The sequence below is a fragment of the Sphingomonas sanxanigenens DSM 19645 = NX02 genome (assembly GCF_000512205.2).
Lineage (GTDB): Bacteria > Pseudomonadota > Alphaproteobacteria > Sphingomonadales > Sphingomonadaceae > Sphingomonas_D > Sphingomonas_D sanxanigenens.
Genome location: NZ_CP006644.1, coordinates 949896 through 964575 on the forward strand (window position 1 = coordinate 949896; position 14680 = coordinate 964575).

Sequence of the window (14680 nt, forward strand, 5' to 3'; positions counted from 1 at the left end):
TGCGTCGGCCGCTATCGAGCGGACGAGCGATCGCTGACGCGCCCTTCCCGCATGCGTGACGGCGGCGACCGGATCGATGGTGCGAGGACCCTGCGATCAGCGGGCCAATATTTGCTCCAGCCATTCCGATATTTTCGCCAGAACATCGCTCATATGTGCGTTTCCCTGGCGATCGACCATGGTGTGATCATAGTCGGGAAACTCCCAATATGTAACGTTGCGAAACCCCGCCTTTCGAAAATTGGCAACAAAGGCCCTTGCGGATATGACGGGGTTCGACTGGTCCCGGCGCCCCTGGACCACGAGAAACCGGGTCGATGTGGCGCGCATTGCGTCGTCCGAAAGCCGCCTGTCCATAATATCCGACCACCACCGATGGCTGTTCGCGAGCCAGGTTTTCGTGCTGGTGGGATCTTTTCTGATTGCAGCTATCTGCCTGGGCACCGTTATCGCCTCCGAAGGGGGCAGCACGCGAACGAACGCCTCACGGAATGGCATTCCGGTTGCCGATGAAAAGATCACGGCGGCGTTCGGGTGGACTTCAGCGGCAAGGATCTGCATCGCCGCTCCACCTTCCGATCCCCCGAATAAAATGAGTTTCCCGTTCCACCACCCCTCGTTCCGCAAGCGGGCGATGACCAATCGGTAATCGGCCACTCTTTGGCTAATGGTATGGTGCGTCATATAAGAAGGCCTGCAGTGCTCCGGGAAAGCCTTTGGCGCATCGCCTTTCAGAACGCCGTATTTTTCGACAGTAACGATGGCGGCGGTCGGCAACAGCTTCTTGGCGGCCTCGATGTTCGCATTGGATATCACCGACGTACATCCAGATCCCTGAGCGAGGACGAGGATAGGCTGCCGGGCCTCCCCTGCCTGCCGATCCAGATACCATATGATCGTGCTGCCGTCGGGACGAAGGCTGGAACGGGTGAACGGCTTTCCTGCGGCCGCAGACGCGACGGTCAAAAATGACAGTGCGATAATCCAGCGCCACGGCAGCATATGGCACCTCCTCGATATGGACAGATATGCCCGTCAATAATATGTATGACCATACATAATTGTAAAGGATGGATGCTGGACGTGGCTGAAGGTGATGAACGGGCCGGGGATTTCATCACGGCCGGGGGGCTGTTTTTCCTCGCGCATCGGCTGCGCCGGCTATCTGATGCGCTGGTGATCGAATGCGAGCGGTGGTTCGTCGAAGCAGGAATCATTGCGCCGCCGCGAACGACGTCCATGCTCTATCTGATTGAAAATGAAGGGCCTCAGCGTATCACCGCGATCGCATCCGCCCTCAAGCAGTTCCACCCGGTCGTCATAGATTGGGTGAGCAAGCTGAAGAAGCTAGGTCTCGTGACGACAGCCGTCGATGCCGATGATCGCAGACGTACGATCGTTTCCCTCACGCAGTCAGGTCGACGCGAAGTCGCCAAAATACGCAGGGCCGAAGATGCAATCACAGCAGCCTACGTGACGCTGCAAAACGAAACCGGGGCGAGCCTGATCGACGGGATCGCACTTTGGGAGTCGGCTCTATCTCGAAGATCCTTGTTTGTCAGGATCGGCGAGCACGAGGCTCCGCCGCCCGCCTGACCCGCTCCCGGGATCGTGCGGTCTGAACCGGGCGACCGGGGGGGCGTCCATTCTCCGCGGTCGTGTCCGGCACCGCCATGATGATCCCGCAGCCGTCGTCCCAATTGCTGCCATGATCTCCGGGCAGGTAAGCATGCCATGACGATCATCAGGCATGCCATCTTTCCCGATGATACGGCTTCGGTGCTGGGTATCTGGCGGGAGTTTATCGCCCATTCTCCGGTCAATCTCGATTATCAGCGAAATGACGCCGAATTTGCGGATCTGCCCGGGAAATATGCGCCTCCCAGAGGATGCGTTTTGCTCGCGGATCGGGACGGTGAAATCGAAGGCTGCGTCGCACTTCGCGACGTTCGCGGCGACATATGCGAGATGAAGCGGCTGTACGTTCGTCCTCATGCACGCGGCAATCGGGTGGGCCACAACCTCGTCGCGCGATTGATCGCGGAGGCGCGTGCCATCGGTTATCGCGAAATGAGGCTCGACGTGCAGGAGAAGTCCGTTTCCGCCCGGAAGCTCTATACCGCCTTCGATTTCGCCCCGGCCGCGCCGATCTCCTTCAATCCCGTTCCCGGCGCGTCCTTTCTCGGCATTTTCCTGTAGCTGGCACGGATCGCACACGCTCCATTCGATCGCGCTTCGGCGACGGCTGGGCTGGTGTCATGAGCCCTCGCGATGCGATCGCATCCTTTGCTTTCGATCGTCCGGACGACGCCGCGATGGCAAGCGCCTGCAGCGATCCGGGAATGCGCCGGTTCGGTTACGCGCCGTGCGTCTGCCACGTCACCGGGATGCGGAGATAGGTGACGCCGTTCGCCGCCGCTGCGTGGAAATGGCCCGCACGGATGTTGACCTGGATCGAGGGCAGCAGCAGCTTCGGTACGGACAGGCCCGCATCACGCTGCCGGCGCATGGCGACGAACGCATCTTCGCCGACGCCGTCATGGACATGCACGCTCGACCGGCGCTGCTCGTCCACGGTCGTCTCCCAGCGATAATCGTCGCGCCCCGGCGCCTTATAGTCGTGGCACATGAAAAGCCGGGTCTCGCCGGGCAGCGCCAGCAGCCGGCGGATCGAGCGATAGAGCGTGCGCGCATCGCCACCGGGGAAGTCGGCGCGCGCGGTGCCATAGTCGGGCATGAACAGCGTGTCGCCGACGAACGCCGCATCGCCGATCCGATAGGCGACGTCGGCAGGGGTGTGGCCGGGCACATGCAGCACCTCCACCTCGAGCGCGCCGATCGCGAACCGGTCGCCGTCCTCGAACAGCCGGTCGAAGTCCGAGCCGTCTGTCTTCAGATCCTCCATCGCGAAGACCGGGCGGAAGATTGTCTGCACGTCGCGAATATGTGCGCCGATCCCGATCCATGCGCCGGTCTGCGCCTTGATGAACGGGGCTGCCGACAGATGGTCGGCGTGGGCATGCGTTTCCAGCACCATCGCGATCCGCCAGTCCCCCGCGCGCGCAAAGGCGAGGATCCGCTCCGCGGAACGGGTGTCGGCGGATCCGCTGGCAAGGTCGAAGTCGAGCACCGGGTCGATCACCGCCGCGGTCCGCGTCGCGGGGTCGCCCACCAGATAGCTGATCGTGTTCGTCGTCGCGTCGAAAAAGGCCTCGATGAGGGGCTGGGTCATGATCGTCTCCGTTGTGCCTTGCATATATATTAGCATATGCTACATAAGCAATCACTAATGGAGAAGCGACGATGCTGAAGCCGCCGATGGACCTGGCGACGTTCGAAACGAAGGCAGAGCATGTGGCCGCTACCCTGAAGGCGATCGGCAATGCCCGGCGGCTCATGCTGCTGTGCAAGCTCGTCGAGCATGGCGAAATGACGGTCGGTGACCTCGCGCGCGACGTCGGCCTGTCGCAATCGGCCTGCTCGCAGCATCTGGCGAAGATGCGCGACGAAGGCCTCGTCACCTACCGGCGCGAGAGCCAGACGCTCTGGTACGCGATCGCGGACCCCCGCGTCGAAACGCTGCTTGCCACCCTCTATCAACTCTACTGCAAGGAGTGATGCAATGACGCCCGCTGCCCTTTCTCCCGCCGAAACCCGCACCGCGATCGGTGCCGGCGCGCGCCTGGTCGACATTCGCGGTGCCGACGAGCATGCCCGCGAGCGCATCCCCGGCGCGGTGAACGTGCCGATCGACCGGATCGACGATCTGCCACGCGACGGACGCCCGGTGGTGTTCCACTGCAAGTCGGGGATGCGGACCGCTGCCAATGCAGCGCGCCTCGCGGCTGCCGCGGCCGGTGCTCCCGCCTATATCATGTCCGGCGGCATCGATGCGTGGCGCGACGCGGGGCAGGCGACGGTCGTCGATCGGTCGCAGCCGCTGGAAATCATGCGGCAGGTGCAGATCGCCGCCGGCGCCCTGGTGTTGGCCGGCGTACTGCTGGGGCTGCTGGTTGCCCCCGCCTTCTTCGGCCTGGCCGCGTTCGTCGGCGCCGGGCTGATGTTTGCGGGCCTGACGGGCTGGTGCGGGATGGCGAACCTGCTGCGCGTCATGCCGTGGAACCGGCGCGCGGCCGCCTGAGGCCGTGATGGGCATGACCGCCATCCTCGCCGCCCTCGTCTCGGGCGGGGTGATCGGCCTGATCCTCGGCCTCGTCGGCGGCGGCGGGTCGATCCTGGCGGTGCCGCTGCTGATCTATGTCGTCGGCGTCGGGTCGCCTCACGCCGCGATCGGCACCGCCGCGGTCGCGGTGACGGTCAACGCGCTTGCCGGCTTGGTCGGCCATGCCCGCGCGGGGCGGATCAAGTGGCGCTGCGCGGCGGTGTTCGCCATCGCCGGCATGGTCGGCGCGGCGCTGGGGGCGGAACTCGGCAAGGCGTTCGACGGCAAGCGGCTGCTCATCCTGTTCGGTATGCTGATGATCGGCGTCGGCCTGTCGATGCTGCGCGCGCGGCGCACGGCCGACGCCCCCGACGTTCGCCTTACCCGCAACAGCGCTGCGGTCCTGCTGCCCCGGCTGATCCCCATCGGGCTGGGCGTCGGGCTGGCGGCCGGCTTCTTCGGGATCGGAGGCGGTTTTCTGATCGTGCCGGGACTGGTTCTCGCAACGGCGATGCCGCTTCGCTCCGCGATCGGCACCTCGCTGGTCGTCGTCAGCGCGCTCGGGCTGACGACCGCCACCTCCTATGCGGCGTCCGGGCTGGTCGATTGGGGCGTGACGGCGCTGCTGGTGGCGGGGGGCGTGGCCGGCACGATTGCCGGTAACGCGCTCGGGCGGAAGCTCGGTAACCACAAGGGACTTTTGGAGTGGGGCTTCGCCGGCGTGGTCATCGCGGTGGGCGGCTATGTCGTTGCCTCTTCGATATGATGCCGGATGCGTGGCGACGAGCCGAAACCCGCCAGCATTGTCACTCCCTTGCGTCGGTCGCGCAGCGTAGAACGGCGCCAGCGATCACCGGGCGGAGGGCAAGCATGGCAATGGCGTCTACGGCAGCGCGCTGGCTGGGGCTGGCGGCATCACCCGCCTTCGCACTGATGGCGCTGGCCACCGCGGCGGACCCGTCGCGCCCGGCGTTGTGCGGCGGCGCCGGGATCGTCCCGATCGACGCGATGACGGCGATGTATGCACTGATGAGCCTGTTCCATTTGCCGCCTTGGCTCGGGCTGCGCCGGGCGGCGAACGGCGGCTGACCGGTGGCTTTTCGAAGCGGTGCAGTATATTGCACAGGCTCACGCTACCCAGGAAAGCGAGGACAGGATGACCAAAGCCCCTGCACTGCTCGCGCTGCTGTCGCTGGCCGCGGCGCCCGCCGCCGCACAGCCGCCGGTGGGTCCGCACGATCGGCAGGAGGCGGTAAAGATCATCGCCGACCTGCGCAGGATCGTCAGCCCGGACGGGCTGCAGGCGATGGAGACGATCCGCGTCGGCGGGATCGACCAGCTCGTCTCGATCCGCAGCCAGGATCTGCGCAACCCGGTGCTGATCTATTTCCACGGCGGCCCCGGCTTCGTCGAAATGCCGCTCGACTGGTGGTGGGGTCGCGGGTGGGACGAATATTTCACCGTCATCCACTGGGACCAGCGCAACGCCGGCAAGACCTTCACCGCCAGCGGCGCGAGCGACCCCGCGAGCCTGACCCCCGAGCGCTTCCAGGCGGACGCCGAGGAGGTGGTGCAATGGGCGCTCAAGCGCTTCGGCAAGCGCAAGTTGTTCGTGCTCGGGCATAGCTGGGGCAGCGTGCTGGGGCTGAAGCTGGCGGCGGCGCACCCCGACTGGCTGCACGCCTATATCGGCATGGGGCAGGCGGTCGACGGCCCCGAGAGCGAGCGGCGCGGCTGGGCGTGGACGATGGCGCAGGCGCGCGCCGACGGCAACCGGGCGGCGATCCGCGACCTCGAATCGATTGCCCCTTATGCCGAGGGCCGGGCACCGATCCCGGTGCCGGCGATCATGCTCCAGCGCAAATGGCTCGGCCATTATGGCGGTGCCGCGTGGCGGCGGACGGGCGGCGATTTCGAGGCGGCCGCGTTCAGGCTGTCACCCGAATACAGCGACGAGGATGTGCGCAACGCCTTCAAGGGCCAGCCGGCGGTGACCCAGGCGCTGCTTCCCGCCATCCTCGCCACCGACCTGTCGACCGTCCGCAGCCTCGAGACGCCGCTGATCCTGCTGCTTGGCCGGCACGACATCAACGTGTCGAGCACGGTGGCGGCCGAATGGTTCGCCACGGTGAAGGCGCCGGCTAAGCGGCTCGTGTGGTTCGAACGCTCGGGGCATCACATCACCAGCGAGGAACCGGGCAAGCTGCTGACGACGCTGGTGACCTATGCGCGGCCGATCGCCGCGAAGGCGGGGGATGTGGCGCCGTAGGCCCTCTCCCGCGAAGGGCGCTATCGGGCACACAGATCATGTACGGATGAGGAAGGAGCTGCCGCCGCGCTCCCTCTCCCCTCCGGGGAGAGGGGAGTCGCGCGTTGCGTCGTGGTTTGGGGGCTTGGCACCTTCGGTCGCGAACCCGTCAGACCTTTACGCGTGGCGCGACTGCCCCTCTCCCTGGTCCGCTGCGCGGACCTTTCCCTCTCCCCGTAGGGGCGAGGGGCAAGAAGCGGCCGCGCGGGCTTTCTATCCCAGCAACGCCCGGTGCTTGACCAGCGCGCGCACCAGCCGCTCGACATCGTCCGCGTCGTTGTAGAAATGGAACCCCGCCCGGATCTTCCCGTCGCGGCTGGAGGTGATGACCTTGTCCGCCGCCAGCAGTTCCACCAGCCGCGTCTCGTCCGACGCGGGAATCGCGATGAGCGGGCCGCGGCGGGCGTCGTCGTCGGGGGTGGTCACGCCGATGTCCTCGGCGGCGAGGCGGTCGAGCGCGAGGCGGGTGATGGCTTGCACGTGCGCGCCGATCGCGTCGATGCCGAGGTCCAGGATGATGTCCAGTCCGGCGCCGGCGCCGTAGAGGCTGGGCACCGGCGGGGTGCCGCCCTCGAAACGCCGCGCGGTGGGGCTGGGGGTGTTGGCGAAGATGTCCATCGCGTCCGGTTTTGCCTGCGCGAACCAGCCGGTGGTGCGCGGCGTCAACGTCTCGATCAGGCCGCGGCGGACGTAGAGATAGCCGATGCCGCCGGTGCCGATCAGATATTTGAGCATGCCGCCCACGCACGCGTCCACGCCCAGCGCGCGCGGATCGATGCGTTCGGAGCCGGCGGACTGGTAGCAATCCAGCACCACGATCGCGCCGCGCGCATGGGCGATGCGGACGATCTCGCGGATATCGGCGTCGGGGATCTTGCCGCCATGGCGGTAGCAGATGTGCGAGATGGCGACGACGGCGGTGCTCTCGTCGATCGCCTGCGCGAACGCATCGAGCGGAACGATGCCTTCGGGCGCCTCGGCGACATGGACGATGCGGGCGCCGGCACCTTCCTGCGCGTGCCAGATCTGCGCGCTGGTCGGAAATTCGAAGTTGGAGAGCACCACCGTGTTGCGCGGCCCCGAAAAGTCGATCGCGCTGGCGAGCGCGTTGATGCCGGCGGAGGCGGAAGCGGTGATCGCGATCTCGTCCGCATCGACGCCGAACAGCGCCGCGACCTGGCCGCGGACCTTTTCCAGCCGGCCGACCCATTCGCCCCAGTCCGCGCCGCTCGCCACGCGATCGTCGAGATAGCGCACCATCGCCGCGCGGACGCTGTCCGCCAGCAGGCCGTAGGAGCCGCTGCTGAAATAAGCGAGGTCGGGCAGCGACGCGAAGCGCGCGCGGATCGCGGCGAGATCGGCAATCAGGGGCACGGGACAGGCACTCCGGAGAAGGAAAGGGTCACGCCAGGATGTGGATCATCAGCCCGACGATCGCGGCGGGGGCGACGATCGCGACGGCGAAATGCCAGACGCGATAGCCGGTGGGCGACAGGTCGGTTTCGGCCGGCGTGATCGTGCGGCGGATCGCCCAGCCCGCGAACAGCGCGATCAGCAGCGCGTTCAGCGGCAGCAGCAGGTCGGCAATGCCGAAATCGAGCACGTCGAAGAAGGTCTTGCCGGCGAAGGGCGGCAGGAAGCCGAGCGGATGAACGTCCTTCAGCAGGTTGAACGACAGCATCGAGGGCAGGCCGACCGCGTAGATCGCCGCGGCGGTCAGCCAGGCGAGCGGGCCGCGGCGCCAGCCGGTGCGCTCGATCAGCCAGGCGACGACGGGTTCGAGCATGCCGACCGCGGTGGTGAAGGCGCCCAGCGCGATCAGGCAGAAGAAGGCGATGCTGACGATGCGGCCGCCCGGCATGCCGCCGAAGGCGACGGGCAATGTCACGAAGATCAGGTTGGGGCCCTCGGTCGGCTCCAGCCCGTAGAACAGCACCGAGGGAAAGATGGCGAGGCCTGCCATCATCGCGATGAAGATCACCGATCCCGAAACCAGCGCGGCGGACTGCGGCAGCGAGACGCCCTTGGGCAGATAGGCGCTGTAGGTCATCAGCACGCCCACGCCGATCGCGGTGGAGAACAGCGCCTGGCCGAGCGCGGTCAGAACCCCGGTGCCGGTCATCCGGCTGAAATCGGGGTAGAAGAGGAAGTCGAGCGCGGGGCCGAGGCCCACCGTCACCGCATTGTAGAGCACCAGCCCGAGCAGCACGACGAACAGCGCGGTCATCTTGATCCTCGAGACCAGCTCGATCCCGCGCCGCACGCCGCGGGCGACGACGAACGCCACCGCCGCGATGAACGCGCCCTGGAAGGCGACCTGCCGCCACGGCGACCCGATCAGTTCCTCGAAGAGCGCGCGCGAGCCGTCGGCGTCGATGCCGGTGAAGCCCTGCGCGATCGCCAGCCGCGCATAGTCGGCGCCCCAGCCGGCGACGACGCTGTAATAGGAGAGGCCGAAGAAGGGGATGGTCAGGCTGAGCCAGCCGATCGCCAGCCAGGCGCGGGAGGCGCCCTCCGCGGCGACCAGCCGGCGCATGCTGCCGATCACGCTGCCATGGCCGCGGCGGCCGACCGCCATCTCGCCGATCATGATCGGCAGGCAGATGATGCCGACGAACAGGATGTAGAGGATGACGAAGGCGCCGCCGCCATTGGCGCCGGCGACATAGGGAAAGCGCCAGAGGCTGCCCAGCCCGATCGCTGCCGCGGCGGTGGCATAGAGATAGGCGAGCTTGGAGGTCCAGACCTCCCGATTCGCGCCGTCGCCTGCGTCCGTCATGCCGTTCCCCTGTTCGTCACCGATCGGTCTATATGCAAATATATATCCTTTTGCATATAGATTTTGTCGCGGCGACATGAGATTGACGCGGACGAGAGGATGAAGGATCGCGTTTTCATGGCCAAGGACTCACGACCGGCGCGCTCCGTCGCCACCAAGACGCTCGTTGCCGGCGACCGGTGGATGGATGATTATCTGCCGTATCAACTCTATCGCGTGACCAATCGTTTGAACGTCCGACTGCAGGGGCGGCTGAAATCGATCGGCATCAATCTTTCGCAATGGCGCGTGCTGAGCGTTTTGCGCTCCTTCGGCACGCTCAGCATCAGCGGCATCGTCGAACATACGCTGATGGAACAGCCCACGGTCAGCCGCGTCGTGGTGCAGCTGGAGCAGGACGGAATGGTCGCCCGGCAGACCTCCGCGGGGGATTCGCGGATGACGGACATCACCTTGACGGCGAAGGGCGCCGAGACCTTCGACAGCATCCGCGAATCCGCCTATCGCCATGAGAAGATGGCGCTGGACGGGCTCGATCCTGCGCGGCTGGAGGCGCTGCGCGAGACGTTGCGGCTGATCGAGCAGAACATCGAACTGTATGATTGACAGCGGCGCTCCCGCTTGGCCCTAAGGGCGGCCATGCCCAGACCGCCCCGGCCAGCCACGCCGCCATGCCGACGCCGATGACCGAGCGCCTGCCGATCCCGTCGATCGACGGGGTGCTGACCATGTTCTATTATCGGGATCTCGCGGCGGCGACCGACTGGTACGAACGGGTGATCGGGTTCGAAAAGATCCTCGCCTTCGAAGGGCTCAGCCTGTTCCGTGTCCATCAGGGCAGCCAGCTCGCGCTGGTCGGCGAGGGCTTCGGCAGCCAGCAGCCGATCGCCGGCACCAACAAGGGTGCGATCCTCTCCATCCAGACCCGCGTCCTGCAGCAATGGCATGAGCGGCTGTTCCGCTACCAGGTGCCGGGCACCGGCGAGGGGCTGCAGAGCGGCGGCGGCGGGCTGACGATCGAGTTCAAGGTGCGCGATCCGGAAGGCTATACGATCGAGTTCTTCGAGTGGATCGAGTGAGGGACGTTTAGCCCCTCCCCTGAAGGAAAGAGGCTGATCCCCTCTCCAAATCTCACATTCATATTCATTTTCATATTTGCTTTCGTCCCGATCCGCGATAGCGTCCGCGCAGCCGTACCAAGCGGGGGTCGTTATCATGCTTCTTCGTCTGGCGGGCGCGAGTGCGCTTGCCCTCCTTGTCGCCGGCGCCGCGCCGGCCGAGACCACGCCGGTGCCGGGCACGCCCGCGCATCCGTCCGCGCCGGTCGCCGTGGCCACCATCATCCATGCCGGCCATCTGCTCGCGGTGCCCGGCCAGCCGGCGATCGCCGAGGCGACCATCGTCACGCAGGACGGTACGGTGCGTTCGGTGCAGCGCGGCTATGCCGACGCGGCGGCGCTGGGGCTGCCTGCGGGCACCGCGGTGATCGACCTCAAGGACCGGTTCGTGCTGCCCGGCTTCATGGACATGCACGTCCATCTGAGCTCCGGCGGCGCCGCGCGCAGCCCGATGACGCGGCTGCGCGAGGGCCCCGAATATTTCGCGATCAACGCCTATGCCAACGCCAACCGCACGTTGATGGCGGGGTTCACGACGGTGCGCGATCTCGGTTCGCCGGGCGACTCGCTGTTCGCGCTGCGCGATGCGGTGCGCGACGGCATCGTCGCCGGCCCCAAGATCGTCGCGGCGGGGGAGGGGATCAGCCCCACCAACGGCCATGCCGACGTCCATGGCCTGCGCCGCGACCTGATGGAATCGCAGCACCGCCCCGGCGTGTGCGACGGCGCCGACGATTGCCGCCGCGCGGTGCGCGATGCGATCAAGTTCGGCGCGAACGTCATCAAGGTGCATGTCACGGGCGGGGTGCTCGACGAATCGGATGCCGGCACCGGCCAGCAGTTCACCGACGAGGAATTGAAGGCGATCGTCGACGCCGGCCATGCGATGGGCCGAAAGGTGACGACGCACGCGCACGGCAAGGCGGGTATCGATGCCGCGGTGCGCGCCGGCTACGACTCGATCGAACATGCGATGTGGGCGGACGAGGAAAGCCTGAAGCTGATGAAGCAGCACGGCACCTGGCTGATCCCCACCGTCTGGCCGATCACCTGGGTGGGCGACACGCCGGAAAAGGTGCGGCAGGGGCCGTTCAAGGATCTCGCGCCGAACTCGCTCGCCAAGCTCTACAAGCTGGGCGACCAGCCCAAGAAGATGGTGCGGATGGCGATCCGCCTCGGCGTGCCGATCGCGCTGGGCACCGACAACGGCATCGCCCCGCACGGCACCAACGGTTACGAGATGCTGGAATATGTCGAGGCCGGGATGACGCCGATGGAGGCGTTGAAGACGGGCACCGTCAACGCCGCCGCGGCCGGCGGCCTCGAGGATCGCGGCAGGATCGCGCCCGGCCTGGCGGCGGACATCGTCGCGCTCGACGGCGATCCGCTGAAGGACATCCGCGCCGTGCTCGACGTGGATTTCGTGATGCGCGACGGCATCGTTTTCAAGCGCGGCGGCCAGCCGACGGGGGTCATCCAGTGAAGATCAAGACGTTCATCCGCTGCGCGCTGTGCGCCGTCGCCACGCTCGCCCTGCCCGCGACCGCGTTCGCCGAGCCGCTGGTGCTCGACAATGTCACGCTCGTCGACGGCACCGGCCGGCCGGTCCGGAAGAACATGACGGTGGCGATCGACGATGGCCGCTTCACATTGGTGGCGCCGACCGTCGCGGCGAAGGGCGTGGCCGGAAAGCATGTCGACTGCACCGGGCGCTACCTGATGCCCGGGCTGATGGACGTCCACATCCATCTCGGCGGCCCCTACAACCCCGACAAGAACCACGACCAGGGCGTGCAGGCGCTGGCGAGCTTCCTCTATGCGGGCGTCACCACCATCTACGACGCGGGCAACGATGCGAACTTCATCCTGACGCTGCGTGCCGAGGAGCGCGCGGGCAAGATATTGTCGCCGCGGATCCTGGCGACCGGCAATCTCGTCACCTATCCGGGCAGCCACGGCGCGGCGATGGCGATCGAGGTGGATAGCTGGCCGCAGGCGAAGCCCGCGCTCGACAAGCATATCGCCGAGCAGAAGCCGGACATCGTCAAGCTGACCTTGGAAGAACATGGCTGGGGATCGCGCCCGATGATCCCGCTGCTGCCGGTCGACCTGATGCAGGAGATCATCCACTATTACAACGCGCACGGCATCCGTACGACCGCGCACACCTCCAGCGAATTGCGCGCGACCGAGGCGATCTATGCCGGCGTCGACAGCCTCGCCCATCCGGTGATCCAGGGGCCGATCAGCGCCGATTTCGTGCGGCTGATGGCGGCGAAGAAGACGCCGATGGCGACGACCTTGACGATCGGAGAGGGCTATAGCCGCCTCGTCGAGCATCCCGAATATCTCGACCAGCCGCTCTACGCCGCCGCCTACAGCAAGGCGCAGATCGCCGAGCTGAAGAGCAAGACGCTCGCGGAGTGGAAGGCGCGGAGCTGGACGTGGTGGATGAAGCTGATGACGCCGATCGCGCAGGAAAATCTGCGCCAGATCGACGCCGCCGGCGGCATCATCGCGATCGGCACCGACCAGTCGGTCGGCCCCGCGGTGCATCGCGAGATGGAACTGATGCAGGCGGCGGGCGTGGCGCCCGCGCGGATCATCCGCATGGCGACGCTGAACAGCGCCCGCCATCTCGGCCGCGAGGAGGATCTCGGCTCGATCGAACCCGGCAAGATCGCCGATGCGGTGCTGCTGAGCGCGGATCCGACCGCGGACATCAACAACGCCAAGGCGATCGTCGCGGTGATCAAGGCAGGCGCGCTGGTGGATGAGGACAAGCTGCCGATGGCGGGCGGCGCGCAGAAGCGGCGGCGGAATTTTTGACGTTCCTTTCCTCCCCGGCGCGCTGCGTCGGGGAGGGGGACCATTTGCGTAGCAAATGGTGGAGGCCCCGGCTCGGAGCCCGCCGTTTCATCATAATGTGATCAGATAATTAGGCGCTGGCCCCTCCACCACCGGCTGCGCCGGCGGTCCCCCTCCCCGAGCAGAGCTCGGGGAGGAAAAACGGAGCACTTCACCCCAATCAATTTTAATCTTGAAATGTCCCATTTTCACGCAATTATGCGTGGAACTGGAATCGGAGACCGAATATGAAGTGGCCGGCACAGCGCCTGCAGACAGGTTCGCGCAAGAGCTTCGGCATGTATGACGAAGCCGTCAAGCTCGATGCCGCGGGCGTCGACCTGATTCACCTAGAGTTCGGCCGCCCGCACGCCGACACGCCCGAACATATCAAGGAGGCGACCAAGGCGGCGCTCGATGCCGGTATCGTCCATTATGGCGATTTCCGCGGCACCATGTCGTTCCGCCAGGCGCTGGTCGAGAAGCTCGGCCGCTTCAACAAGCTGGATTATGGCGTGGACGAGGTGCTCGTCACCAACGGGCTGACCCACGCCTCGTTCGCGGCGTTCATGGCCGCGGTCGATCCGGGCGACGAGGTGATCCTGCTCGATCCCTATTATCCGCAGCATATCGGCAAGACCGAGCTCGCCGGCGGCAAGGTGGTGTTCGCCGCGCTGGACAAGGCCAATGATTTCGCGATCTCCAAGGCGAACATCGCCGCCAGGATCACCGATCGCACGCGGATGATCGTGCTGGTCAACCCCGCCAACCCCACCGGCCGCGTCTACACCCACGAGGAGCTGCAGCAGGTCGCCGACCTCGCGATCGAGCATGACCTGCTCGTGCTGTCCGACGAGGTGTATGAATATATCACCTATGGCGCCGCCGAGCATGTCAGCATCGCCAGCCTGCCCGGCATGCGCGAGCGCACGATCACCTGCTTCGCCTTCACCAAGGCCTATTCGATGGACGGCTGGCGGATCGGCTATCTGACCGCCGACGCCAGGCTGATGCCGGCGATCCTGCGCCTCGCGATGACCGACGTCACCCACGTCAACGTGTTCATCCAGGAAGGCGCGCGCGCCGCGGTGGAAGGGCCGCAGGATGCGATGCTGGCGATGGTCGAGGCGGATCGCCGCAAGCGCGACATCGTCGTCCAGGCGCTCAACCAGATGCCGGGCGTCACCTGCGCCGAGCCGCAGGGCACGATCTATGCCTTTCCCGACATCAGCGGCACCGGCCACGCGTCGCAGGATCTGGCGATGAAGATCCTGCACGAGGCGCATGTCGTGGTCGAATCGGGCAGCTTCTACGGGCCCGCCGGCGAGGGCCATCTGCGCGTGTGCTTCGGCTCGGAATCCGAGGCGCGGGTGGTCGAGGCGATGGACCGGCTGACGCGCTTCTTCAACACGCTCTGATACCGGCACGCCCGGACACATGGCGGCGGGGGCCGCATCCTTTTGGGG

16 protein-coding genes are annotated in these 14680 nt (G+C 66.3%); 12 read left to right on the forward strand and 4 right to left on the reverse strand.

The genetic code is table 11. The features are described 5' to 3' along the window. Positions 1 to 96: 96 nt before the first annotated feature. Positions 97 to 1002, reverse strand: a complete 906-nt coding sequence (locus NX02_RS04495; protein WP_025290999.1) for an alpha/beta hydrolase — start codon at positions 1000 to 1002, stop codon at positions 97 to 99. Between the two features lie 81 nt (positions 1003 to 1083). Here NX02_RS04495 and NX02_RS04500 point away from each other — a divergent pair, with 81 nt between their 5' ends. Both NX02_RS04500 and NX02_RS04505 read left to right on the forward strand, forming a co-directional pair. Further along, entirely contained in the window at positions 1084 to 1596 is a 513-nt protein-coding gene (locus NX02_RS04500) for a MarR family winged helix-turn-helix transcriptional regulator (RefSeq protein ID WP_162232661.1), read from the forward strand. 138 nt (positions 1597 to 1734) lie between these two features. Then, positions 1735 to 2199 (forward strand): GNAT family N-acetyltransferase, encoded by a 465-nt coding sequence (locus NX02_RS04505; RefSeq protein ID WP_025291001.1) that lies wholly within the window; start codon positions 1735 to 1737, stop codon positions 2197 to 2199. Positions 2200 to 2356: 157 nt separating this feature from the next. Here the strand turns inward: NX02_RS04505 and NX02_RS04510 are convergent, their stop codons facing one another. Beyond that, the gene (locus NX02_RS04510) at positions 2357 to 3232 is read right to left on the reverse strand and encodes an MBL fold metallo-hydrolase (RefSeq protein ID WP_025291002.1); all 876 of its coding nucleotides are present in this window, start codon (positions 3230 to 3232) and stop codon (positions 2357 to 2359) included. A gap of 71 nt (positions 3233 to 3303) precedes the next feature. Here NX02_RS04510 and NX02_RS04515 point away from each other — a divergent pair, with 71 nt between their 5' ends. The 5 genes from NX02_RS04515 to NX02_RS04535 all read left to right on the forward strand — a co-directional run bounded on the left by NX02_RS04515 (position 3304) and on the right by NX02_RS04535 (position 6431). Continuing rightward, positions 3304 to 3618 (forward strand): ArsR/SmtB family transcription factor, encoded by a 315-nt coding sequence (locus NX02_RS04515; protein WP_025291003.1) that lies wholly within the window; start codon positions 3304 to 3306, stop codon positions 3616 to 3618. A 4-nt stretch (positions 3619 to 3622) separates the two neighbouring features. Next, positions 3623 to 4141: a rhodanese-like domain-containing protein gene (locus tag NX02_RS04520; protein WP_025291004.1), complete on the forward strand. Its 519-nt coding sequence runs from the start codon at positions 3623 to 3625 to the stop codon at positions 4139 to 4141. Between the two features lie 7 nt (positions 4142 to 4148). Continuing rightward, positions 4149 to 4928, forward strand: a complete 780-nt coding sequence (locus tag NX02_RS04525) for a sulfite exporter TauE/SafE family protein (RefSeq protein ID WP_025291005.1) — start codon at positions 4149 to 4151, stop codon at positions 4926 to 4928. A gap of 104 nt (positions 4929 to 5032) precedes the next feature. Further along, entirely contained in the window at positions 5033 to 5251 is a 219-nt protein-coding gene (locus NX02_RS04530) for a hypothetical protein (RefSeq protein WP_039996406.1), read from the forward strand. A gap of 67 nt (positions 5252 to 5318) precedes the next feature. After that, complete coding sequence (locus tag NX02_RS04535; RefSeq protein WP_025291007.1) at positions 5319 to 6431, forward strand: alpha/beta hydrolase; 1113 nt, start codon at positions 5319 to 5321, stop codon at positions 6429 to 6431. A 252-nt stretch (positions 6432 to 6683) separates the two neighbouring features. Here the strand turns inward: NX02_RS04535 and NX02_RS04540 are convergent, their stop codons facing one another. Both NX02_RS04540 and NX02_RS04545 read right to left on the reverse strand, forming a co-directional pair. Continuing rightward, entirely contained in the window at positions 6684 to 7844 is a 1161-nt protein-coding gene (locus NX02_RS04540; RefSeq protein WP_025291008.1) for an aminotransferase class V-fold PLP-dependent enzyme, read from the reverse strand. Between the two features lie 28 nt (positions 7845 to 7872). After that, positions 7873 to 9249: a sodium-dependent transporter gene (locus tag NX02_RS04545; protein WP_025291009.1), complete on the reverse strand. Its 1377-nt coding sequence runs from the start codon at positions 9247 to 9249 to the stop codon at positions 7873 to 7875. Between the two features lie 117 nt (positions 9250 to 9366). Between NX02_RS04545 and NX02_RS04550 the strand changes: the two genes are divergently transcribed. The 5 genes from NX02_RS04550 (at position 9367) to NX02_RS04570 (ending at position 14632) form a co-directional block, all read left to right on the forward strand. Continuing rightward, positions 9367 to 9855, forward strand: coding sequence for a MarR family winged helix-turn-helix transcriptional regulator (locus NX02_RS04550; RefSeq protein WP_025291010.1), 489 nt, complete (start codon positions 9367 to 9369; stop codon positions 9853 to 9855). After that, complete coding sequence (locus NX02_RS04555) at positions 9852 to 10328, forward strand: VOC family protein (protein WP_245648763.1); 477 nt, start codon at positions 9852 to 9854, stop codon at positions 10326 to 10328. The genes NX02_RS04550 and NX02_RS04555 overlap by 4 nt, the downstream gene beginning before the upstream one ends. A 136-nt stretch (positions 10329 to 10464) precedes the next feature. Next, positions 10465 to 11850 (forward strand): metal-dependent hydrolase family protein, encoded by a 1386-nt coding sequence (locus NX02_RS04560; RefSeq protein WP_025291012.1) that lies wholly within the window; start codon positions 10465 to 10467, stop codon positions 11848 to 11850. Continuing rightward, entirely contained in the window at positions 11847 to 13196 is a 1350-nt protein-coding gene (locus NX02_RS04565; RefSeq protein ID WP_025291013.1) for an amidohydrolase family protein, read from the forward strand. Before NX02_RS04560 ends, NX02_RS04565 begins: the two co-directional genes overlap by 4 nt. Positions 13197 to 13462: 266 nt before the next feature. Continuing rightward, the gene (locus NX02_RS04570; protein WP_025291014.1) at positions 13463 to 14632 is read left to right on the forward strand and encodes a pyridoxal phosphate-dependent aminotransferase; all 1170 of its coding nucleotides are present in this window, start codon (positions 13463 to 13465) and stop codon (positions 14630 to 14632) included. Positions 14633 to 14680 lie beyond the last annotated feature (48 nt).